19 protein-coding genes are annotated in these 21,315 nt (G+C 73.9%); 7 read left to right on the forward strand and 12 right to left on the reverse strand.

Translation table 11 applies throughout. The features are described 5' to 3' along the window. Positions 1 to 120 precede the first annotated feature (120 nt). The 5 genes from BAW75_RS10355 to BAW75_RS10375 all read right to left on the reverse strand — a co-directional run bounded on the left by BAW75_RS10355 (position 121) and on the right by BAW75_RS10375 (position 6,864). On the reverse strand, positions 121 to 1,224 hold the full coding sequence (locus BAW75_RS10355; RefSeq protein ID WP_104113427.1) for a glycosyltransferase family 39 protein: 1,104 nt from the start codon (positions 1,222 to 1,224) through the stop codon (positions 121 to 123). A 149-nt stretch (positions 1,225 to 1,373) separates the two neighbouring features. Beyond that, the gene (locus tag BAW75_RS10360; RefSeq protein ID WP_104113428.1) at positions 1,374 to 3,698 is read right to left on the reverse strand and encodes a beta-xylosidase/alpha-l-arabinosidase; all 2,325 of its coding nucleotides are present in this window, start codon (positions 3,696 to 3,698) and stop codon (positions 1,374 to 1,376) included. A 39-nt stretch (positions 3,699 to 3,737) separates the two neighbouring features. Next, on the reverse strand, positions 3,738 to 4,604 hold the full coding sequence (locus tag BAW75_RS10365; RefSeq protein WP_043323413.1) for a carbohydrate ABC transporter permease: 867 nt from the start codon (positions 4,602 to 4,604) through the stop codon (positions 3,738 to 3,740). Next, complete coding sequence (locus BAW75_RS10370) at positions 4,601 to 5,599, reverse strand: carbohydrate ABC transporter permease (protein ID WP_043323411.1); 999 nt, start codon at positions 5,597 to 5,599, stop codon at positions 4,601 to 4,603. The genes BAW75_RS10365 and BAW75_RS10370 overlap by 4 nt, the downstream gene beginning before the upstream one ends. Further along, a complete protein-coding gene (locus tag BAW75_RS10375) occupies positions 5,596 to 6,864 on the reverse strand; it encodes an ABC transporter substrate-binding protein (RefSeq protein ID WP_244206068.1) in 1,269 nt (422 codons plus the stop codon). The genes BAW75_RS10370 and BAW75_RS10375 overlap by 4 nt, the downstream gene beginning before the upstream one ends. 177 nt (positions 6,865 to 7,041) lie before the next feature. Between BAW75_RS10375 and BAW75_RS10380 the strand changes: the two genes are divergently transcribed. Together BAW75_RS10380 and BAW75_RS10385 are read left to right on the forward strand one after the other, a co-directional pair. Then, positions 7,042 to 8,046 (forward strand): LacI family DNA-binding transcriptional regulator, encoded by a 1,005-nt coding sequence (locus tag BAW75_RS10380; RefSeq protein ID WP_043323408.1) that lies wholly within the window; start codon positions 7,042 to 7,044, stop codon positions 8,044 to 8,046. Between the two features lie 202 nt (positions 8,047 to 8,248). Further along, on the forward strand, positions 8,249 to 9,442 hold the full coding sequence (locus BAW75_RS10385) for an endo-1,4-beta-xylanase (protein ID WP_104113430.1): 1,194 nt from the start codon (positions 8,249 to 8,251) through the stop codon (positions 9,440 to 9,442). Positions 9,443 to 9,506: 64 nt separating this feature from the next. Here the strand turns inward: BAW75_RS10385 and BAW75_RS10390 are convergent, their stop codons facing one another. The 4 genes from BAW75_RS10390 to BAW75_RS10405 form a co-directional block, all read right to left on the reverse strand. Then, complete coding sequence (locus tag BAW75_RS10390; RefSeq protein WP_043323404.1) at positions 9,507 to 10,067, reverse strand: DUF5872 domain-containing protein; 561 nt, start codon at positions 10,065 to 10,067, stop codon at positions 9,507 to 9,509. 37 nt (positions 10,068 to 10,104) lie between these two features. Continuing rightward, positions 10,105 to 10,629, reverse strand: a complete 525-nt coding sequence (locus BAW75_RS10395) for a hypothetical protein (RefSeq protein ID WP_104113478.1) — start codon at positions 10,627 to 10,629, stop codon at positions 10,105 to 10,107. A gap of 65 nt (positions 10,630 to 10,694) precedes the next feature. Beyond that, complete coding sequence (locus BAW75_RS10400) at positions 10,695 to 11,408, reverse strand: hypothetical protein (protein ID WP_104113431.1); 714 nt, start codon at positions 11,406 to 11,408, stop codon at positions 10,695 to 10,697. Further along, complete coding sequence (locus BAW75_RS10405) at positions 11,401 to 12,012, reverse strand: RNA polymerase sigma factor (RefSeq protein WP_104113432.1); 612 nt, start codon at positions 12,010 to 12,012, stop codon at positions 11,401 to 11,403. Before BAW75_RS10405 ends, BAW75_RS10400 begins: the two co-directional genes overlap by 8 nt. 40 nt (positions 12,013 to 12,052) lie before the next feature. Here BAW75_RS10405 and BAW75_RS10410 point away from each other — a divergent pair, with 40 nt between their 5' ends. Beyond that, on the forward strand, positions 12,053 to 13,627 hold the full coding sequence (locus BAW75_RS10410; protein WP_104113433.1) for an FMN-binding glutamate synthase family protein: 1,575 nt from the start codon (positions 12,053 to 12,055) through the stop codon (positions 13,625 to 13,627). On the opposite strand, the gene BAW75_RS10415 is transcribed toward BAW75_RS10410, so the two are convergent. The 3 genes from BAW75_RS10415 to BAW75_RS10425 all read right to left on the reverse strand — a co-directional run bounded on the left by BAW75_RS10415 (position 13,624) and on the right by BAW75_RS10425 (position 17,296). After that, positions 13,624 to 14,526 carry a hypothetical protein gene (locus BAW75_RS10415; protein WP_104113434.1) on the reverse strand — a complete coding sequence of 301 codons (903 nt, stop codon included), beginning with the start codon at positions 14,524 to 14,526 and terminating at the stop codon, positions 13,624 to 13,626. The two genes, BAW75_RS10410 and BAW75_RS10415, sit on opposite strands and share 4 nt — an antisense overlap. After that, positions 14,523 to 15,707, reverse strand: coding sequence for a WxL protein peptidoglycan domain-containing protein (locus BAW75_RS10420; protein ID WP_104113435.1), 1,185 nt, complete (start codon positions 15,705 to 15,707; stop codon positions 14,523 to 14,525). Before BAW75_RS10420 ends, BAW75_RS10415 begins: the two co-directional genes overlap by 4 nt. Positions 15,708 to 15,802: 95 nt before the next feature. Further along, positions 15,803 to 17,296, reverse strand: a complete 1,494-nt coding sequence (locus BAW75_RS10425; protein ID WP_064445664.1) for an HtaA domain-containing protein — start codon at positions 17,294 to 17,296, stop codon at positions 15,803 to 15,805. Between the two features lie 193 nt (positions 17,297 to 17,489). Here BAW75_RS10425 and BAW75_RS10430 point away from each other — a divergent pair, with 193 nt between their 5' ends. From BAW75_RS10430 to BAW75_RS32850, 4 genes are read left to right on the forward strand one after another with little or no spacing between them, the layout of a single operon-like run. Further along, the gene (locus BAW75_RS10430) at positions 17,490 to 18,317 is read left to right on the forward strand and encodes a neocarzinostatin apoprotein domain-containing protein (protein WP_104113436.1); all 828 of its coding nucleotides are present in this window, start codon (positions 17,490 to 17,492) and stop codon (positions 18,315 to 18,317) included. Continuing rightward, entirely contained in the window at positions 18,314 to 19,348 is a 1,035-nt protein-coding gene (locus BAW75_RS10435; RefSeq protein WP_244206069.1) for a heme/hemin ABC transporter substrate-binding protein, read from the forward strand. Before BAW75_RS10430 ends, BAW75_RS10435 begins: the two co-directional genes overlap by 4 nt. After that, on the forward strand, positions 19,345 to 20,448 hold the full coding sequence (locus BAW75_RS10440; protein ID WP_104113437.1) for a FecCD family ABC transporter permease: 1,104 nt from the start codon (positions 19,345 to 19,347) through the stop codon (positions 20,446 to 20,448). Before BAW75_RS10435 ends, BAW75_RS10440 begins: the two co-directional genes overlap by 4 nt. Next, entirely contained in the window at positions 20,445 to 21,314 is an 870-nt protein-coding gene (locus BAW75_RS32850) for a heme ABC transporter ATP-binding protein (RefSeq protein ID WP_244206070.1), read from the forward strand. Before BAW75_RS10440 ends, BAW75_RS32850 begins: the two co-directional genes overlap by 4 nt. Position 21,315: the final 1 nt, after the last annotated feature.

Consider the following 21,315-nt stretch of genomic DNA (forward strand, 5'->3'; position numbering starts at 1 on the left):
CCAGTGACGTGCAGGAACGGGGTCACCCGGACCAAGCCGACGGATCCGCTCCAGGACAGCAACGTCGGTCAGGCGGTGAGTCAGACCAGGCCGGGTGACCCCACCCCTACATCCTCACTGTCAGGCGGGAAGCTGGGCCGCCGCCGCCAGCAGCGCCACGAGAGCCAGCACGGCGAGCGCGCCGGCGGCACGCGCCCGGGCCAGGGCGACCCCGCCGAGCACCGCCCAGGCCGGCACCGTGAACAGCAGGTTCACCGCCGACCAGACCGGCACGGCCTGCGCCAGCGCCAGCAGCCCGAGCGCCGGCACCAGCGCCCAGGCGGTACAGATCGCGGCCGGGTACCGCAGCGGGAGGCTGAACAGGGCCAGCCCGGCCAGCACGCCGCCGAGCGCGACGACGCCGAACAGCTCTCCGGGCGTGGCCGCCAGCACGGTGGCGCCGGGCCACGCGCCGGACGCCAGGCGCCCGCCCTCACGCACGCCGACGGCGAGCAGCGCGGCGACCGGCAGCAGCCCGACGGCCACTGCGGCCAGCCACCGGACGGTGTCCCGGCGGCGGAACGCCAGCACGACCCAGCCGTGCGCGGCGAGCAGCAGCAACGCCACCGGCTGGCACAGACCGAGCAGCAGCACCGCGCCCGCGTAGGGCACGAGCCGCCGCGGGCCCGGCCGGTCGAGCGCGGGCACCAGCAGCCAGGTGGCGAGCACGGCGGCGAGCACCGCCAGGGCGTACGGCTGCGCCTCCTGCGCGTACCGGGTCGACGTCGGCAGCGCCGCGAAGATCAGGCCGGCGAGCAGGCCCGCGGCGGGCGTGGCGATCCGGGTGGCGAGCGCGCCGACGAGCGCCGCGGCCCCGACCATGGCCAGCAGCGACGGTACGCGCAGCGCGAGGTCCGCCGCGCCGAACAGCTCCGCCCAGCCGCGCAGGAGCAGGTGGTACGGCCCGAGCGCGATGTCGTCGCCGGTGAGCCCGATCCCCTGCCAGGGCGACGTCGCCGCCCGGCGGGCCGCCGACTCCCCGGCGCTCGGACCCGCTGTCGCGATCCGGGTCGCGCCGAGCGCGCCGGTCAGGACCGCGGGCAGCAGCCACGCCGCGATCCGCCACCGGGTCACGGCGGCGGTCGCGGCGCGGACGGTGGAGCGGCGCGGACGGTCCTCGCCCCAGGGGTCCTCGACCGCGGCGTCCCCGATCCGGGGCAGGACCATGGTGTCCGCGTCCATCATCGTGACTCACGCATCCCTGTGGGTGCCGGCGACCGGGATCCAGCCGGGGCTGGATGACATCCTGGAGCCTACTGAGCCAAAATCGACATAACGCCAATATGGGTTGAAAGGGTCCGCCGTCCGCCCCGTGGACGACCGGCGGACCCGGCTCAGCGGAGGTCGGTGGTCGTCCAGCGGGGCGAGGCGGCGGTGATCTCGACCGTGTCGCCGGTCAGCGTGGTCCGCGCCTGGACGTCGCGCCGGGCGCTCGTACCCACCCAGACGTCGACCTCCCCGGGCTCCACCACGCGGGTGAGCGTGCGGTCGGTGAAGGCCAGCCGCGTGGTCGGCACGCTCAGCTCGACGGTGACCGAGGCCCCCGGCTCCAGACTCACCCGCCGGTAGCCGAGCAGCTGCGCCACCGGCCGGGTCACCGAGGCGACCAGGTCCCGGCCGTAGAGCTGCACCACGTCGTCACCGGCGACCGCGCCGGTGTTCGTGACCCGCACCGACACCCGCAGCGCCCCGTCGGCCGGCACCTCGGCCGGCACGGTCAGGTCGGTGTACGCGAACGTGGTGTAGGACAGCCCGTGACCGAACGGCGCCACCGGCGTCGCCGGCAGGTTGGTGCCGTTCGTGCCCGCCCCCAGCTCCGGGTGCAGGTACGAGTACGGCTGCGCGCCGGCCGAGCCGGGCAGGCTGACCGGCAGCCGGCCGGACGGGTTGACCCGCCCGGAGAGCACACCCGCGATCGCCCCGGCGCCCTCCTCGCCCGGGAAGAACGTCTGCAGCACCGCCGCGCACCGGGTCAGCGCCCAGCCCAGCGCGTACGGCCGGCCGGTCAGCAGCACCAGGACGACCGGGGTGCCGGTGTCCAGCACCGCCTCGACGAGCTGGCGCTGCACGCCGGGCAGCTCCAGGTCGTCCCGGTCGCAGCCCTCCCCGACCGTGCCGCGGCCGAACAGGCTGGCGTGGTCGCCGACCACGAGGACCGCCACGTCGGCGGCGGACGCGACGGCGACCGCCTCGTCGAAGCCGGACCGGTCCGCCGAGTCCACCTCGCAGCCGGCCGCGAAGGTGACCCGGTCGGCGCCGAACTCGGCGCGCACCGCCTCCAGGACGGTCGGCACCTCGAAGCCGGTCTCCACGCCCGGGTGATGGGCCAGCACGTGGTTGAGGAAGGAATAGCAGCCGAACAACGCGCCCTGCCGGTCGGCGTTCGGGCCGACCACCGCCACCCGGCGGCCCGCCGGCAGCGGGAGCACGCCCTCGTTGGCGACCAGGACGATCGACTCCTCGGCGAGCCGGCGCGCGATCGACCGGTGCTCCGGCGAGTCGAGGTCCACGGCACCCGGCGGCTCGTCGGCGAACGTGGCGTCGAGCAGCCCGAGTTCCTGCTTCTGGCGCAGCACGCGCAGCACCGCCCGGTCGACCAGCGCCTCGTCGACAGTGCCGGCCCGCACCGACTCGGTCAGCGTCAGGAAGGCGTCGCCGGTGGGCAACTCGATGTCCAGGCCCGCGGCCAGCGCCTGCGCCGCCGCGTCCGCGTGGTCGGCCGCGACGTGGTGCAGCAGGTTGAGGAAGGCGACGCCGTAGTAGTCGGCCACCACGGTGCCGTCGAACCCCCACCGGTCCCGCAGCAGGTCGGTGAGCATGGTCGGGTCGGCGGCGACCGGCACGCCGTCGATCTCAGCGTACGAGTGCATGACGCTGCGCGCGTCGCCGTCGCGGATCGCCATCTCGAACGGCGGCAGCAGCACGTCGGCGAGTTCCCGGGGACCGGCGTGCACCGGGCCGAAGTTGCGCCCGGCCCGCGAGGCGGAGTAGCCGGCGAAGTGCTTCAGCGTCGCGAGCACGCCCTGCGACTGCAGTCCCCGCACGTACGAGGTGCCGATGGTGCCCACGAGGTACGGATCCTCGGCGATGCACTCGTCGACCCGGCCCCAGCGCGGGTCCCGGATCACGTCCAGCACCGGGGACAGTCCCTGGTGGATGCCGAGCGCGCGCATCGAGGCCCCGATCGCCGCCGCCATCTCGGTGACCAGCTCGGGGTCGAACGCGGCGCCCCAGGCAAGCGGCGTCGGGAAGGTGGCCGCCTTCCAGGCCGACAGGCCGGTCAGGCACTCCTCGTGCACGATGGCCGGGATGCCCAGCCGGGTACCGGTCACCAGGTCCCGCTGGAACTTCCACAGCCAGGCCGCGCGGGCCGCGGAATCGACCGGGCGGGTGCCGTAGGGACGGGTGAGGTGACCCAGCCCGTGCCGGGCGAAGTCTTCGAGCCGGCCGCTGTCGGCGAACTCGCCCTGCAGGGGCGCGACCGCCTCACCGTCCTCCTTCTCCCAGAACCCGACGAGCTGCGCGATCTTCTCCTCGGTCGTCATGCGAGCGAGCAGTTCCCGTACGCGCGTCTCGGCGTCGTGCCCGTCCGACCGGTCGTGGTCCGAATCTGCCTGGGCCGGTACCGGCCCGTCCACCACCGCGTGGACCCCTGTCATGGTGTGCCTTTCCATTGGTTGTGCTGGTGCTGCTGCCGCTCAGCCCTTGACCGCGCCCTGGAGCCCGCCCACGATCTGCTTCTCCGCGAGGGTGAAGAACAGCAGCGCCGGCAGCATCGCCAGTGAGGTGAAGGCGAGGACGCCCGCGGTGTCGGTGGTGTACTGGCTGGAGAAGTTCTGCACGCCCAGCGGCAGGGTGTGCAGGTTGACGTCCCCGAGGACGAGCAGCGGCAGGAGGAACGCGTTCCAGCTCGCCACGAACGCGAGGATACCGACGGTGACGATCGCGGGCCGCGACAGCGGCAGCACGATCCGCCAGAGGAAGCCGAGCCGGCCGGCGCCGTCGATGGCGGCCGCGTCCTCCAGCTCCCGCGGGATGGCCGACAGGAACGGCCGCAGGATGACGATCGTCAGCGGCAGCGAGAAGGCGACCTGCGGAAGGATCACCGCGTAGTAGGAGTTGATCAGGCTCAGGTCACGCAGCAGGAGGTACAGCGGCAGGATCGCCGCGCCGGCCGGGAAGAGCAGACCGAGCGTGAAGAACGTGTAGAGCCATTCACGCCCCCGGAACGAGTACCGGGCGAGCACGAACGCGGCGGCCATGCCGAGCACCACCACGCCGAGCGTGGTGCCCAGAGCGATCACCGCGCTGTTGAACGCCTGCCGCCAGAAGTCGCTCTGCGTGAGCACCCGGTAGTAGTTGTCCCAGACCCACGGGTCGGGCAGGCCGGCCGGGTCGTTCACGATCTGCGGCGTGGTCCGGAAGCCACCGACGATGACGTACACGACGGGGGCGATCGACACGGCCGCGACCGCGAGCGCGATCGCGTACGTCAGCGGCGAGCTCCACTGCACCGGACGGCGCCCGGGCGAAGGGGCGGGTACGGAGTTCACGGCCACTGTCACTTCCCCTTCCGGGTGATGGCGCCCTCGATGTCGCGGCTGAGCAGGAACCGCTGGAACAGCAGCGCCGCGACGAACGAGATGGCGAACAGGATCACGGCGACCGCGTTGCCGTAGCCCCACAGCCGGGCGAAGAAGCCGTTGTCCACCATGTACGTCGCCATGGTGGCCGAGGCGCCGAGCGACCGCACCGCGGGCACGGAGGTCACCCAGACCATGTCGAAGACCTGCAACGAGCCGATCATCGACAGGAACATCCAGATCCGGATGGTCGGGCCGAGCAGTGGCAACGTGACGTGACGCTGGATCTGCCACCAGCTCGCGCCGTCGATCTCGGCGGCCTCGTTCAGCTCGGGCGGCACGTTCGACAGGCCGGCGAGCAGCAGGATGATGGCGAAGCCGACGTACTTCCAGGTGAGCACGAACAGCAGGGTCCAGATGACCACGTCGAGGTCGGCCAGCCACGCCTGCACCAGCCCGCCCAGCCCGACCGACCGCAGCAGCGCGTCGAGCGTGCCGCCGTCGGTCAGGATCAGCTTCCACATGATGCCGACGGTGACCTCGGCGAGCACGTACGGCACGAAGACCAGCAGGCGGAACGCGGAGCGCCCGCGGAAGCGGCGGTTGAGCAGCAGGGCGATGCCGAGCGCGACGGGCCCCTGGATGAGCAGCGATCCGAAGACGATGATGGCGTTGTTGCGCAGCGCGTCGAGGAAGATCGGGTCCTGGAACGCGAGCGTGTAGTTACGGAAGCCGACGTACTCGGTGGGCGGCCCGACCCCGCGCCAGCGGAACAGGCTGTAGTAGAACGCGAAGCCCATCGGCACCAGCACGAACAGCACGTAGATGAGGACCGCCGGCGTCGTCAGGCCGATGATCTCGTACCACTTGCGGCGGGTCTCGGCGCGGCGTGAGGCGGCTCGTGCGCCGGGCCGGAGGCCCGCCGGCGGCGCGAGAGCGCCGTCGGCGGGCGTACGGGTCTGCGATGCGGACGTCACTTGCTTGCGGCCGCCTTCATGGCCGAGACGACCTTCTCAGGTGTCCCGTTGCCGGCGAAGATCGCGACGATCGCGTCGTTCATCGCGGTGCCGACGGTGCTGCCGAAGGCCGTGTCCAGCCAGAGCTGCACGTAGGTGGCCGAGGAGGTGGCCTCCAGGATGGACTTCAGCGCCGGGTCGGTGACGCCGTCGGCGGCGCCCTTGGCGACCGGCAGGCCGGTGCCGGTGGCGGCGTAGCCCTTCTGCACCTCGGGGCTGACGATGTACTTGAGGAACTCGACGCACTCGGCCGGGGCGTTCTTCGAGCAGGCGAAGCCGTCGCCGCCGCCGAGGGCCGCCTTCGGGTCACCGGCGGAGCCGGAGATCGCCGGCACCGGGAACCAGCCCAGGAACTTGCCCAGGGCCGCCTTGTCCGTGGCGACGGTGTCCAGCGTGCCACGGTTCCAGTCGCCCATCAGTTCCATCGCGGCCTTGCCGTTGGCGAGCAGACCGTTGGCGCTGGTCGGGTCGTTCTGGCCCGGCGTGGCGATGAAGTTGTTCTGGAACGGCTTGGTGTCGATGAAGCTCTTCAGGTCCTGGCCGGCCTTGACGAAGCACGGGTCGTCGAAGGTCCGGTCCTTGGTCGCCTTCTTCAGCGTGTCGACCGAGCAGGCCCGCAGCGCGAAGTTGTACCACCAGTGCGCGGCCGGCCACTTGTCTCCGGCGCCCAGGGCGATCGGGATGACGTTGATGGCCTTGAGCTTGGTGACCGCGGCGTTGAGTTCCTCGAAGGTGGTCGGCGGCGCCGTGATGCCCGCCTTCGCGAACATGTCCTTGTTGTACCAGATGCCTTCGATGCCCATCCGGAACGGCAGGCCGTACTGCTTGCCCTCCACCTGCCAGATCTCGGAGGCGCTGCCGATGTCGGCGACCTCGCTCTTCACCTGGTCGGTGATGTCCTTGAGGTAGTCGGCCTCGACCTGCTCGCGCATCTCGCCGCCACCCCACGCCTGGAAGATGTCCGGCGGGTCGTTGCTCAGCAGCGCGGCGGGCAGCCGGGTGCGCTGGAGCTGGTTCGTCTCGATCGCCTCGATCTCGATCTTGACGGTCGGGTGGGCCGCGGAGAAGTCCTTGGCGACCTTCTCCCAGTACGTCTTGCCGGGCCCGTCCTGCGAGGCGTTGTGCCACCAGGTCAGCGTCACCGGGTTCTTGTACAGCTCGCTCTCGGCGGCCTTCTCGTCGTCGCCACCACCACTGCACGCGGAGGCCAGCAGAGCGCTTGTCACAAACAGTGCCAGGACGGCGCCAGCACGGCGCTTCATCGCCATAGATGTCTCCTCGACCACTTAGTCGGGTTACCTGCCGGGGAGTTTTACAGGGCCGTAACGTGAAGTCAATCGGTATCGATAACGTTTTCGACAACGTCTTCGATCACCCTGGGAAGGCCCTCTATCATCGTCGGCGTGGTGTTCCCGCAGCGCGTCAAGATGTCAGACGTGGCCCGTACGGCCGGCGTCTCGGTGGCAACCGTATCGAAAGTTGTCAATGGTCGGTACGGCGTCGCACAGGCCACCGTCGAGCGCGTCCAGCAGGTCATCCACGAACTCGGATACGAGGCGAGCCTGGGGGCGCAGAGCCTGCGCAGCCACCGGACGAACGTGCTGGGCATCCTGGTCGCCGAGTTCGAGCCGTTCTCCACCGAGCTGCTCAAGGGCGCCTCCCGCGAGGTCGCCGGCAGCGGCTACCAACTGCTCGCCTACTCCAGCGGGGACGGCAAGGGCGCGGCCATAGGGTGGGAGCGGCGCTCGCTGGCACGCCTGTCCGGCACGCTCATCGACGGCGCGGTGATCGTGACGCCGACGGTGGTCGAGACCAAGCACGGTTTCCACGTGGTGGCCGTCGACCCGCACACCGGCCCGTCCGGCCTGCCCACTGTCGACTCCGACAACTTCGCCGGCGCGGTGCTGGCCACCGACTACCTGCTGTCGCTCGGGCACCGCCGGATCGCGCACATCAGCGGCCGTCCCGACCTGGAGTCGGCCCGCCTGCGCGAGGCCGGGTTCCGCAAGGCGATGGCCGACGCGGGCACGCCGGTGGACGAGCGGCTGGTGCGGGTGGGCGGCTTCCGCACCGAGAGCGCCGCCAGCACGGCCGCCGAACTGCTCGCCCTCCCCGACCGGCCGACCGCGATCTTCGCCGGCAACGACCTCTCCGCCATCTCCACCGTGGACGTCGCCCGCGACCTCGGCCTGCGCGTACCGGACGACCTGTCGGTCATCGGCTTCGACAACATCCCCGAGTCGGCGCTGGTCGACCCGCCGCTCACCACGATCCGGCAGCCGCTGCAACGCATGGGCGCCGAGTCACTGCGCCTGCTGATCGACCTGATCGCCGGCGTCGAGCGGGAGACCCACATCCAGCTTCCCACCGAACTGGTCGTGCGGGCCTCCTGCGCGCCCCTGCGCTGATACGCCCCGCTCCTACCCGAACGGCGATTGACGGGCGGCTATCGAGGTCCGTAAGGTTTCGGGCTACTTCCGGAAGATGCCCCGGAAGTTTCGGAAGCCGCACCGCCCGCCCGGGCACCCGCCGCTCCGTTCCACGTCGCGGCGGCCCCGGCACCGCCACCGCCGGCCCTCGGGCCGAGCGCACCTGCCCGGAAGGAACGAGATGAAGCTGAGACGCTGGCTCGCCGCCGGCGCGGTCGCCGTCGTGACCGCCACCGCCCTCAACGTCGTCCCCGCGACGGCGGGACGCCCGTACGCGCTGGCCGCGCAGAGCCTGCGCGAGCTGGCCAAGCGCCACGGCCTGTACGTGGGCACCGCAGTGGACATGGCGGCCCTCAACGACGCCGCCGAGCCGCGGTACCGCGAGCTGGCCGCGTCCGAGTTCTCCACCGTCACCGCCGAGAACGTGATGAAGTGGGAGAGCCTGGAGCCCACCCGCGGCACCTACAACTGGGGTCCGGCCGACGAGCTGATCGAGTTCGCCCGCAAGAACAACCAGCGGGTCCGGGGCCACGTGCTGGTCTGGCACAACCAGCTGCCGGCGTGGCTGACCAGCGGCGTCGCGGACGGCTCGATCAGCAAGGCCGAGCTGCGCCAGATCCTGCGCAACCACATCACCGCGGTGGTCACCCACTTCAAGGGCAAGATCTGGCAGTGGGACGTGGTGAACGAGGCGGTCAGCGACCCCTGGGACACCCCGTCCACCCTGCACTACAAGGGGTTCTGGGCGCAGAACCTCGGGCCCGGCTACCTCGCCGACGCGTTCCGCTGGGCCCGCGCCGCCGACCCGAAGGCGCTGCTGTTCTACAACGACTACAACATCGAGGCGTTCGGCTCCGGCAACCCGGCCGACGACAAGACGCAGTTCGTCTACAACATGGTCCGTGACCTGCGGGCCAAGGGCGTGCCGATCGACGGCGTGGGCGCGCAGGGCCACCTGGGCACCCAGTACGGCAACTTCAGCACGCTCCAGGTGGTCGCGGCCCTGCGCAAGTTCGCCGGGCTCGGGCTGGCCACGGCGCTCACCGAGGTGGACGTGCGCAGCCAGATCACCGACGGGGTGGAGGCCGGCGACTCCGCCGAGATCAACCCGCGCCTGCAGGCGTCCGCGGCGGGCTTCAGCGTGCTGATGCAGGCGTGCCTGGCCGAGCGGCACTGCCTGTCGTTCACGCTCTGGGGCTTCACCGACAAGCACTCCTGGGTGCCCGGCGCGTTCTCCGACCCGCCGGAGGGCCTGGCCACCGTGTACGACGAGAACTACCAGCCCAAGCTCGCCTACCACGAGCTCAAGGCAGACCTGATGTTCTCCGGTCCGCCCTACGTGCTGCCGCGCATCCCGCAGCACCCGCGCCGCTGACTGTCGCGCGCAGGGGCCGGCCTTCGGGCCGGCCCCTGCGTCGCGGTACGCCACGGGATCACGCTCACGCCGCCCGGCGGCGGCCCAGTTCCGACTCCAGCCGTCCGATGAGCGTCTTGCGGGCCTTGCCACGCCGTTCCCGGCGCAGCGCCGCGTCGAGCTGACGGGTGTCGAGGTCGCGCACGAGCTTGACCGCCTCGGTCACCGGCAGCTCGGTCATCTGCTCCGCGGCGGTGGCGTCCCGGCGGGCCCGCTTCGCCGGGCCGGTGTTCGGCACGTACTGGCGGCCGGAGCGCGACGCGCGGCGCTTGCGCGTGTCGGTGTCGCGCCGCTGCTCCTCCGACAGCTCCTTCCACGCCTGTTCGGGCAGGTAACGACGGGTCTCGCCGCCGTTGCGGGCGCGCGTGTCACCGCTGCGGGTCTGCCACTTCTCGCCGCCCCAGCGCTGCAGCGACCGCTGCCGTGCGTCCTTCGGGCCCTCGAATCCCCCGCCGGCCTTCTTGTACTCGTTCGTCAGCAGCTGCGACTTGCGGGCCGACCACTGCCCCGGTCGTCCGCCCTTGTCGGAGGCGCGGATCTCGGCCTTGAGGCGCTCGCGCAGTTCCGGCTCGGTGTACTTCGCCATGACGCAGCGTTACCCGCGCCGGCGGCGGCCATGCCGGTCAGCCGGGTCCCGGCCGGTAGACCAGATCCATCGTGTCGGTGCGGCCGGACCAGTCCAGCCGCAGCCGCCAGCACCCGGCGGCCGGCAGGTCGACGATGGACGGCCCGGGCCCGCCGTCCACCTCGCGGACGACCGGGGCGCCCGTCCCGTCCCGGGTCGCGGTGATCACCAGAGGCGTCCGCGGCGCCGGCTCGGAGCGGCCTTCCTCGGGACGCGGCACCCAGAGGATCTTGTTGTTCGCACCGTCGCCCCGGGCGTGCACGAGGGGGTACGCGAACAGGATCGCCACGATGTGGCCCCGGGCGCCGAAGACGTGCCGCATCCGGGTGTCGCCGGTGAACCCGGCGTCCGCCCAGTCCGGCAGCCGGCCGGTCTCCACCCGTTCGGCGCAGGCCGCCGGCGCGGCCGGCTCGGTGGCCGCCGGCGCCGAGGTCACCGGCGCTCCGGCCGGGACCGTGGCCGGACCGGAGCACCCGGCCAGCAGCAGGACCGGCACCAGCAGGACTCTTCTCGCAACGAACATCGCGGCCTCCCCGTCGACGGCTCTCGTCAACAGGACACCGGCCGGGGCCGCCGGGTTCCCGTCGCTCACCGGAGCGAGGCCGCGACGTCCAGCGCCTGCTCGCGGGTGAGGTCGCCCTCCAGCCGGTAACTCAGCCCGCCCTGCTCCCAGATGAGCGTGGCCGCGGACAACCGCGCGGTGGCGACCCGTTCCGTGCCCGACCGGTCCACGTACGCCAGCGCGTGCGGACCGCCGACCCAGATCGCGAACTCGCCACCGACCTGGGTGAGCGTCACGTCCGCGCCGAGGGACCGCTTGTGGAACACGATGTCGAGCGAGCCGTCGAAGGCGTCCAGCCGTACCGTGCCGCCCCGGTAGAGCAGGCTGACCACCCGGTGGCCGCCGGCGCCGTCCGGGTCGGCCACCAGCACCCGTTCCGGCGCGCCCAGGCGGGACGGCACCCGGATCGGGAAGCGGACCTGGCGTTGCGCCTGGGCGAGGGCGACGTGCCGCTGCGCGGGCAGTGGCGAGGGCGTGCCGGTCGGCGGCGGGGCGGGCGCGGAGTCGATGACGACGCCGGAGAACCGCAGCAGCCCGGTCACCGCGTCGGCGAGCGCTGCGCGGCCCGGCGGCAGCGCCACCACGAGCAGCGCGGCGAGCACGGTGGCCAGCACGTACCGCCGGCGGCGGCGCGGCGCGGGCGCGTCGAGCCGGGCGCGGACCCGCGCGGTGACGTCGGGCGTCCGCGCCGGCTCCAGCCAGCCGGTCAGGTCACGCAGCTCCCGCTCCAGGTCATCCACGGTGCGCCACCTCCCGGTCCAGCAGGGCACGCAGCTTCGCCAGCGCCCGGTGGGTCCGCGACTTCACGGTGCCCCGGGGCAGCCCCAGCACCGTGGCCGTCTCGTCCTCGCCGAGGTCCAGCAGGTAGCGGCAGACGATCGCCTCGCGGTCACGTGCGGGCAGCAGCCGCAGCGCTCCGACCAGCGCGGCCCGGCGCTCGGCCGCCAGCACCGCGTCGAGCCCGTCGTCGGCGCCGCCGGCCACGACCGGTTCCGCCGCCGCCGCGCGCAGCGTCAGCCCGTCGCGCCGGCTGCGCGTCCGGTGCAGGTTCCGGGTCTCGTTGGCGACGATCGCGAGCAGCCAGGACCGGAACGACGCCTCGGCCCGGTAGCGGGACAGTTTCCGGTACGCCTTCACGAACGCCTCCTGGACCACGTCCTCGGCGTCCGGACCGGCGCCCAGCAGCACCGCCGTCCGGTACGCGGACGCGGTGTGCCGGGCGACCAGGGCGTCGTACGCCTCCCGGTCGCCGGCGCGTACGCGGGTGACGAGGTCGTCGTCGTCCAGGGCAGCCTCCGCCGTCGGTCCGCTTCCATGACACCGCCCGGGGCGGCCGGGTTCCATCAGGCGTTTGACCGGTGACCGTGCCGGAAAGAGTGGCGGGATGAGCTGGGCGAGAAGAGCCGTACCCGCAGCCGTCGCCGCCGTCGCCGCGCTGGCGGCGCGGGACCTGCTGCAACGCGACCACGCGCTGCGCCGCAACTTCCCGGTGCTGGGCCGGGCCCGGTACCTGATCGAGTCGATCGGACCGGAGCTGCGGCAGTACATCGTGGCCGGCAACGACGAGGAGCGGCCCTTCACCCGCGACCAGCGGCGCTGGGTGTACGCCTCGGCCAAGCAGGAGAACAACTACTTCGGGTTCGGCACCGACAACGACATCGAGCACACCTCCGGCTATCCGATCATCAAGCACCGCACGTTCGGCCGGGCGGTGCCGCCGTCGGCCCCGACCGCCGGGCACGACGTGACGCTGCCCTGCGCCAAGGTGCTCGGCGCGGCGCGCGGCCGGGCGCGGGCGTTCCGCCCGGAGTCGGTGGTGAACATCTCCGGCATGAGCTTCGGCTCGCTGTCCGCCAACGCGGTGGAGGCGCTCAACCGGGGCTACGCGCTGGCCGGCTGTCTGCAGAACACCGGCGAGGGCGGGCTGTCGCCGTACCACCGCATGGGCGGTGAGCTGGTCTTCCAGCTCGGCACCGCGTACTTCGGCTGCCGCGACGAGCAGGGCCGGTTCAGCCTGCCGCGGCTCAAGGACCTGGTGGCGTCGGCGCCGGTACGCGCGCTGGAGATCAAGCTCAGCCAGGGCGCCAAGCCGAGCCTCGGCGGCCTGCTGCCGGCGGCGAAGGTCTCCGCCGAGATCGCCGCCACCCGGGGCGTCCCGGCCGGTCAGGACTGCGTCAGCCCGTCCCGGCACGCGGAGTTCTCCGACTGCGACAGCCTGCTCGACTGGGTGGAGCTGCTCGCCGCCGAGACCGGCCTGCCGGTCGGCATCAAGTCCGCCGTCGGCGACCTCGGGTTCTGGGAGGATCTGGCCACCCTGATGCGCGACACCGGGCGCGGCGTTGACTTCGTGACCGTCGACGGGGGCGAGGGCGGCACCGGGGCCGCGCCGCTGATCTTCAGCGACTCGGTCTCGCTGCCGTTCCAGCAGGGCTTCTCCCGGGTCTACCGCACCTTCGCCGAACGCGACCTGCACGAGAAGGTGGTGTTCGTCGGCGCCGGCAAGCTCGGCCTGCCCGACAACGCCGTGGTGGCGTTCGCGCTCGGCGCCGACATGGTCAACGTCGGGCGGGAGGCGATGCTGGCGATCGGCTGCATCCAGGCGCAGAAGTGCCACACCGACACCTGCCCGACCGGCGTCGCCACGCAGAACGCGTGGCTGGCCCGGGGTCTGGACCCGGCCCGCAAGTCGGTACGGGCCGCGAACTACATCCGGACGCTGCGCCGCGACCTGGTGAAGGTGGCCGAGGCGTGCGGCGTCGAGCATCCCGGGCTGATCGGCACCGACTCGGTCGAGATCCTCGACGGCCGGACCTCGTCGATCCCGCTGGACCGGGCGTTCGGCTACCGGCCGGAGTGGGGGATGCCGTCGGCAGCGGACCGGGCGGAGATCGTGCGGCTGATGACCGCCGAGGCGCCGCAGGGCGGCAGCGCGCCGCCCTCCCCCACCGCCGTCGGCTAGCCGGTTCCCTCGCCGGTGCGGTGCCGCCCCCGGCGGCGCGGCGGGCGCGGGCGAAGCACGATCGGCGCGACCACCAGGACCGCCGCCGCACCGAGCAGTCCCCAGGGGTGGCGGCTGGTCTCGACCACGAATGCGACCGGCCGTTCCGGCAGGTCGACGCGGCCGTGGAGTTCGTGTGCCCCGAGCACGGCGACGTCCACCGGCACCGGGATCTCGTACGTCCGGGCCTGTCCGGCGCCGATGGTGCCCAGCGGCGGGGCGGCGACGATGGTGTGCGCCCGTCCGGGCCGGCCGAGTAGCAGCGTGAACGGCGGGTCGACCACGTCGGCCGGGCCGGGGTTGCGCAGCGCGACGCGTACGGTGAGCGTCTCGGGCAGCCCGAACCATTCCCGCAGCGGGCGGCGGCCGGCGACGCGCAGCTCGTCGAGGTGCAGTCGCGGCGTGGCGGCCGGCGCGGGCGCCGGGGCGGCGGTCACGCCCCGGACCGGCAGCGCGGCAGTGGCCTGGACGGCGCCGGTCAGCGCATGCGCGCGCAGCACGCAGGGACAGGCGACGGGTGGCGCCGCCAGCGCGATCGGCGCCGCCGTCGTGCCCGCCGGCGCCTGGACGGTGGTGGCCTGCTCGTTGGCGCAGTCGAGCGCGCCCCGGCGGGCGTCGTTACCGCAGACCGTGAGGTGGACCGGGCCGGCCGGCCAGCCGCGCAGCGTGACGGTGACCCGCTGCCCGACAGTCAGCGGGCCGGACGGCACGACGACAGCGGGCCGCGGCGGCGCAGAGGCCGCAGTGGACGACGGCGCGGCCGGGGCGGAGACGGCGATGCCGTCCGGGGTGGACAGCGGTGCCGGGACCGGCACGGCCAGCGCGAGGATCACGGCGGCGGCCGGCAGGACCGGGTTCACCGGGCACCGGCCGCCGTGCCGCCCGCCGGGGGTTCGGCCATTCCCGCGACGGGGGCCCGGGACGCATCCGCCGGCCCGCCGGGAGCGGCGGAGGGCTCGGACACCGACGCCGGCCCGGCGGGTGCAGCCGTCGCCGGAGGCTCGGACACCGACGCCAGCCCGGGCGTGGTGGAGGGCGCGGCCGAGGTGGGACGGCGGCGACGGCGCAGGTGGAGCCAGGCTCCCGTGGCCGCCAGCGCGGCGAGCAGCAGCCAGGGCAGCGCCCACACGCTCGCGGCGCGCTGCACCGGGGGCAGCGCGGTGTCGACGGTGGTGGGCGCGAGGTCGACTGTCGCGGTCAGCCGCAACGCGGGCGGCACACCGGTGACCCGCTCGGTCACCGTGAACTCGGCGCCGGGCAGCAGCTCCGGCAGGTCGACCGGGCTGGTCCGGGACAGCGTCCAGCCACCCGGGCCGTCGACGACCACCGCGCCGGTGCCGCCGACGCGGACGTTGCCGCTGTTGCGGATGCGGTAGGTGACCGTGAGGTCGGCGCGTCCGATCGGGTTGAGCGGGGTGTCGTAGTCGACGCGTACCGATTCGACTGTCACGGCGGGGCGGACCTCGCCGGCCACGCGGAGGTAGACCCGGGCGGCGATCCGCTGGTCGAGCCGGACCCGCTGCCCGTCGGCGGTGACGCCGTCCTGGGCGACCGCCGCGATCACGCCGCCGGTGTGGTCGCCCGGCGTGGCGTTGCGCGGCACCGTGAGGCGGAACGGGATGTCCGCGCGCTTGCCGGGCTGGACGGTCCAGCTCCGCCGGTCGACGCCGATCCAGGCGCCGACGTCGGTGGCGGCCCGGTCCGAGGGCAGCAACGCGAAGGCCCCGTCGGTGGTGGTGTACGCGTCGGTGCCGTACACCGCGAAGGTGAGCGGCCGGTCACCGAGGTTGGTCACCCCGACGTGGTCGGTGATCGTGGCGCCCGGCGCCAGGTCGTAGGTGAAGTAGTTGCGCCCGGTCGGCCCCGCGGGCCCGGACGGCTGGACCGCCCAGCGGGCGGCGCCGGGGTCGGCGGACGGCGCCGGCCGGGGGGCCGCCTCGCCGCGCGACGGTGGCCCGAGCAGCACCGCGAGCAGCACGGCGGCGAGCGCGGCGCCGATCCGGGCGGCCGGGATGCGGGTGGAGGGCGTGAGGAGGGGCATACCGTGCTCCGCTGCGAGGTGGTCGCCGGGCAGACGCCGCTGGTGGGGCACGGGCGACGTGCCCGCGCCCCACCAGGGCCGACCCGGTCGGTGAATCAGGAGAGGGTCAGGGTGAGCGTGGCGACGTAGTCGCCCGCCGCGGCGGACGCCGGCACACCGAGGTTGAGCTCGGCGCCGCAGGCGAAGACGCCGTTGCTGGTCCCGGCGCCGGCCGTGCACAACGCTCGGGCCTCACCGAGACCGGCGCCGGGAGCGGCCACCGCACCCGGGGTGACGGCGCCGGTGGTGCCGCCCAGCGGGTCGTCCACCACGTTCGCGGTCGGCGCCCAGCCGAGGTAGTTCCCGGCGATGACGCCACCGGCGGCGGAGGTGAAGTCGGAAACCTGTCCGACCAGGCTCCAGCCGGTGCCGGCACCGCGCAGGTCGGCCACCGTGGCGGTGTTCAGCGGCGCCCGGGCGTACTCGCCCTTGCCGACCGGCGGCAGGGCGACGTTCGCGCCGGCCACGCTCAGGCTGAGCGGGCCGCCGGTCACCGTGCTGGTGATCCGCTGCTGGGCCGAGTTCCCACCCGCGCCGGTACGGGTGAAGGTGATCGGCGTGAACGTGTCCTGGCGGCGGTCGGCCGAGCCGCGGGCGGCGAAGGTGATGACGTAGCACTGCACCTCGGTGCAGTCCACCTCGTCGCCGTTGCGGTCGGTGTAGACGGCGCTGATCGGCAGCGTCGTGGTGAAGCTGCCGTCGGCGGCCATCCGGTCCCGGGCGTCGGTCGGCTCGTTGGTCTTGTTGACCCACTTGGTGACCTGGAGGACGCCGGCGTTGGCCCAGTGCTCGTCGACCTTCGGTCCGAACGAGACGTAGATGCCCGCCCCGTTGTTGAAGTCCGGGTCGAAGCCGGTGCCGCGTACGGTGACAGTCGCGCCGGCGGGGTCGAGGCCCTGGGCCGGGTCGACGGTCACCGCCGGGGTCGCGGGCGCGGTGCCGCCTGCCGTGGTGAACGTGAACGACACCGGGTCCAGCGCCTCACCGGCGGCGTAGAAGCCGTTGAACGCGCCGGCTCCCACGCTGGTGAGCGCCGCGGCGAGGTTGCTGCCGGTCACCGTGTTGCCGCTGGTGGCGGGAGCGCCGGTGAGGGTGGCGATGGTGGCCTGCTTCACCGAGACCGGCTCGGTCATCGTGGTGGCCAGGTCGACGTCCGCCTTCAGCGAGGCGGTGCCGCCGGAGACGGCGACAGTCGGGTTGGCCAGCGTGATGGTCAGCAGGTGCGCCGGGTACGAGAACACCACGGTGCCGCCGTACGTGGCGTTCGTCGTACCGGTGGCGGCGTCGTGCGTGCCGCCGGTCGACGGGAACGTGAACGTGCCGTCGGCGTTGACGGTGGCGCCGTTGCTGACAGCGATCGGCGGGTCCCCGTTGCCGGCCTTGACGTAGTTGCGGAAGCTGGCCTTGAAACCCCAGGTCAGGCTGCCGCTGGCGATCTCGGCCTCGGCCGCCGAGGCGGGTCCGGCGCCCACGAGCGCACTCGACACGCCGAGGGCGAGCACCGCCGCCCAGCGCATCGACCGGAGGGCTCCGGCTCTGGATCTGAACATGCTGTTCCTCTCGGGAGGGGAAGCGAAGGCATTAGGTTAGGCAAACCTAAGATGATTGGGTGATCCACGAAGCGTCCCAAGATCTTCAGCCGAACGGACCCCTTGCCACCTGCGCGTTCGCCACTTAGGTTAGCCAAACCTAAGTAACCGCTCGGCCGGCACGTCCGGCCGGACCTGTCGTGTGAGGAGCCCGATGCGAGCACGGCGCCGCACCATCTGGACCACCGTTCTGCTCACCGCCGCCGTCGTCGCCACGCCCGCGCCGGCCCACGCCGGCACCGCCGCCGGCAGCGGCGGCCAGAAGCTCACCGTCACCCCGAGCACCGGCCTGAGCCGCTCCGGCGCCACCGTGTCCGTCTCCGGGCGCGGCTACGACGTCGACAAGGGCATCTACGTCGCGTACTGCGTCGACAACGGACCGGGCGTGGCGGCCACCCCGTGCGGCGGCGGCGCCGACACCACCGGCAGCCTCGGCGCCTCGCAGTGGATCTCGTCGAACCCGCCCGCCTACGCCGAGGGCCTGCCCGAGCCGTACGGCCCCGGCGGCTCCTTCTCCGTGACGGTCAAGGTGACCCCCACCATCGGCGACGTCGACTGCACCGTCCGGCGGTGCGCGGTCGTCACCCGCGCCGACCACACCCGGGCCTCCGACCGGTCCCAGGACGTACGGGTGCCGGTCACGTTCGCCGCCGGCGCCACGAGCGCCCCGCCGAAGGCCGGCCCGGCGCCGAAGGCGACCACGCCCGCCGCCACGCCCCGGGCCTCCACCGGCCAGGACGCTCCGGCCCCTGCCGTCTCCGGCAGCGCGCCGGCCACAGCGGGGGCGGCAGGGGTGACGGGCGCCGCGCCCGGCGCGGGGGCGCCGTCGCAGGCCGCGGCCTCCGACCTCCACGTCACGCGGGTCAGCGACACCGCCGGGGCCGGACGCGGATGGACCGTCGGGGTGGTGGCCGCCGCGCTGGCCCTGGTCGTCCTGCTCGGCCTCGGCCGGTGGCGGCGCCGTCGCGGTGCCGGCCGGTGAGCCGCCCGCACCGGCGACCGGGCCGGGGACCACTCGTCGCGCTGCTCGCGGTGACCCTGGCGGCGACCGGCTGCGCCGCGCCGGGCCGATCGGGTACGCCGTCCGCCACCGGCTGCGGCCCGGTCACCGCGACAGTGGACGACGCCGACGTCGAGCCGGTCCGCCCGACGCCCACGCCCGCGCTGCCGGCCACCGTAGGCTCCGGCGACGGCACGACGGTGACCGTCGACGACGTCAGCCGCATCCTCCCGGTGAACCTGCACGGCTCGATCGCCGAGATCGTCTTCGGCCTCGGCCTGGGCGGCAACGTCATCGGGCGGGACACCTCGACCACGTTCCCCGCCGCCGCGCACCTGCCGGTGGTCACCCCGGGCGGGCACGACCTCTCCGCCGAGGCGGTGCTCGACCTCGACCCCAGCGTCGTGCTCGTTGACGACGGCGTCGGGCCGCCCGAGGTGCTGCGCCAGCTCCGCGCCGCCGGCATCCCGGTCGTGCGGGTACCTGCCGAGCCGACGCTCGACGGCGTACCGGCGCACATCCGCGCGATCGCGGCGGCGCTCGGCGTGCCCGAGGCCGGAGAACGGCTGGTGACCCGCGTGCGGAGCGAGATCGCCGAGGCCCGGCGTACCGCCCCGGCGGGCCGCGCGCCACGGATCGCGTTCCTCTACCTGCGCGGCACCGCCGGGGTCTACCTGATCGGCGGCCGGGGCGCCGGGTCCGACGCGATGATCGAGGCGGTCGGCGGCGTCGACGCCGGCAGCGCCGCCGGGCTGTCCAAGTTCCGTCCGCTGACCAGCGAGGGCCTCATCAACGCCGCGCCCGACGTGATCCTGGTGATGAGCGCCGGGCTCGCCTCCGTCGGCGGCGTCGACGGTCTGGTGAAGCTGCCCGGCGTGGCGCAGACGCCGGCCGGGGCGAACCGGCGCGTCGTCGACATGGCCGACGGCACGCTGCTCACCTTCGGCGTCCGCTCCGGCCGGGTCGTCCAGGCCCTGGCCCGCGCCGTCTACTCGTGCGAGGACCCGTCGTGACCACGCTCCGGAAGCGGCCCGCGCCCGCCGCCGACCCGACGCCCGTGCCCGGCGCGCCCCGGTCCCCCGGCCGGCGGGGAACCGTACTGCTGGCCGGGCTCGGCGTCGCCCTGGTGCTCGTCGCCCTGCTGGCGGCCGGGCGCGGCCAGGTGGCGATCTCCCCCGCCGAGGTGCTCGGCTCCGTGCTGCACCGCCTCGGCCTGGACCTCGGTCCGCTGCCCTCGGCGGCGCAGGGCGAGAACGCGCTCTGGATCGTCCGTTTCCCGCGGGTGCTGCTGGCGGCCGTCGTCGGCGCCGCCCTCGGCTGCGCCGGCGCGGTCATGCAGGGCGTCTTCGGCAACCCGCTCGCCGAGCCCGGCGTCATCGGGGTGTCGGCCGGCGCGGCCGTCGGCGCCGCGCTGGCCATCGTCACCGGCGTCACCGTCCTGGGCGGATGGACAGTGCCGCTCGCCGCCTTCGCCGGCGGCCTCGCCACCACCTACCTGGTGTACGCGCTGGCCCGCTCCGGGGGCCGGACCGAGGTGGTGACGCTGGTCCTTACCGGCGTCGCCGTCAACGCGGTCGCCGGCTCGGTGATCGGGCTGCTCATGTTCGTCACCGACCAGGCCGGCGTACAGGCCATCGCGTTCTGGAACCTCGGCAGCCTCGCCCAGGCCAGTTGGACGGCCGTCGGTCTCGCCGCGCCGTGCCTGCTCGTCGGCCTCGCCGTCGCCTGCGCCGACGCGCGCCGGCTCGACCTGCTCGCGCTCGGCGAACCCGCCGCCCGGCACCTCGGCGTGAACACCGAACGCCTGCGGCTGCGGCTGATCGTCGTCACCGCGCTGCCCGGCGCCGCCGCTGTCGCGTTCACCGGCATCATCAGCTTCGTCGGACTGGTCGTGCCGCACCTGATCCGGATGGTCGCCGGACCGGGCCACCGGGTGCTGCTGGTCGCCAGCGCGCTCGGCGGCGCCGTCGTGGTGATCGGCGCCGACCTCGCGGCGCGTACCCTCGTCGAACACCAGGAGCTGCCCCTCGGCGTGCTCACCGCGGTCATCGGCGGCCCGGCGTTCTTCTGGCTGCTGCGCCGCACCCGCGACCGGGCCGGAGGCTGGGGATGAGCCTTCCGCGTACACCGCGCCGGTTCGCCGCCGCCCGTCCGCCGCGCCCGGCGCCCGCCGGGCACGTCCGGATCCGGGTGGCCGGGCTGCGCGTCGAACGCGCCGGCCGGACCGTGCTCGACGGGATCGACCTTCGGGTACGCGCCGGCGAGGTGCACGCCCTGGTCGGGCCGAACGGCGCCGGGAAGTCGACGCTGCTCGGCGCGATCAGCGGTGACGTGCCGGCCGCCGCCGGCCGGATCGAGGTCGACGGGCTGCCCCGCGAGTCGTGGAGCCCGGTGGAGCTGGCCTGGCGCCGGGCCGTCCTCGCCCAGCGCAACACGCTCAGCTTCCCGTTCACCGTCGGGGAGGTGGTGCGGATGGGCCGGGCGCCGTGGGCCGGGCGGCCGGAGCGGGACCAGGACGACGCCGTCGTCGCCGACGTGCTCGAACGCTGCGACGTCGCCCGCTTCGCGGCCCGGCCGTACCCCGCGCTGTCCGGCGGCGAGCAGGCCCGCGCCGCGCTGGCCCGGGTCCTGGCGCAGCGGGCCACCACGCTGCTGCTCGACGAGCCGACCGCCGCGCTCGACCTGCGGCACCAGGAACTGGTCATGCACATCGCCCGGGAGCGGGCCCGCGCCGGGGACGCCGTGGTCGTGGTGCTGCACGACCTGACGCTGACCGGGGCGTACGCGGACACCGTGACCCTGCTCGGCGACGGTCGCGTCCGCGCCGCCGGGGCGCCGCGCGACGTGCTCACCGCCCCGCTGCTCAGCGGGGTCTACCGGTACGACATCGACGTCGTCCCCCACCCGCGTGACGGGCTGCCGCTGATCGTGCCCCGACGCGGCCGGCCCGCAAGACCGTCAGCCGACGAGGAGAGATAGC

Source organism: Micromonospora chalcea, from assembly GCF_002926165.1.
Lineage (GTDB): Bacteria > Actinomycetota > Actinomycetes > Mycobacteriales > Micromonosporaceae > Micromonospora > Micromonospora chalcea.

Excerpts from the sequence above, each read along its gene's own strand:
- BAW75_RS10355 (WP_104113427.1), bottom strand. The coding sequence starts at position 1,224 with ATGATGGACGCGGACACCATGGTCCTGCCCCGGATCGGGGACGCCGCG.
- BAW75_RS10360 (WP_104113428.1), bottom strand. The coding sequence starts at position 3,698 with ATGACAGGGGTCCACGCGGTGGTGGACGGGCCGGTACCGGCCCAGGCA.
- BAW75_RS10385 (WP_104113430.1), top strand. The coding sequence starts at position 8,249 with ATGAAGCTGAGACGCTGGCTCGCCGCCGGCGCGGTCGCCGTCGTGACC.
- BAW75_RS10390 (WP_043323404.1), bottom strand. The coding sequence starts at position 10,067 with ATGGCGAAGTACACCGAGCCGGAACTGCGCGAGCGCCTCAAGGCCGAG.
- BAW75_RS10395 (WP_104113478.1), bottom strand. The coding sequence starts at position 10,629 with ATGTTCGTTGCGAGAAGAGTCCTGCTGGTGCCGGTCCTGCTGCTGGCC.
- BAW75_RS10405 (WP_104113432.1), bottom strand. The coding sequence starts at position 12,012 with ATGGAACCCGGCCGCCCCGGGCGGTGTCATGGAAGCGGACCGACGGCG.
- BAW75_RS10410 (WP_104113433.1), top strand. The coding sequence starts at position 12,053 with ATGAGCTGGGCGAGAAGAGCCGTACCCGCAGCCGTCGCCGCCGTCGCC.
- BAW75_RS10420 (WP_104113435.1), bottom strand. The coding sequence starts at position 15,707 with ATGCCCCTCCTCACGCCCTCCACCCGCATCCCGGCCGCCCGGATCGGC.
- BAW75_RS10425 (WP_064445664.1), bottom strand. The coding sequence starts at position 17,296 with ATGTTCAGATCCAGAGCCGGAGCCCTCCGGTCGATGCGCTGGGCGGCG.
- BAW75_RS10430 (WP_104113436.1), top strand. The coding sequence starts at position 17,490 with ATGCGAGCACGGCGCCGCACCATCTGGACCACCGTTCTGCTCACCGCC.
- BAW75_RS32850 (WP_244206070.1), top strand. The coding sequence starts at position 20,445 with ATGAGCCTTCCGCGTACACCGCGCCGGTTCGCCGCCGCCCGTCCGCCG.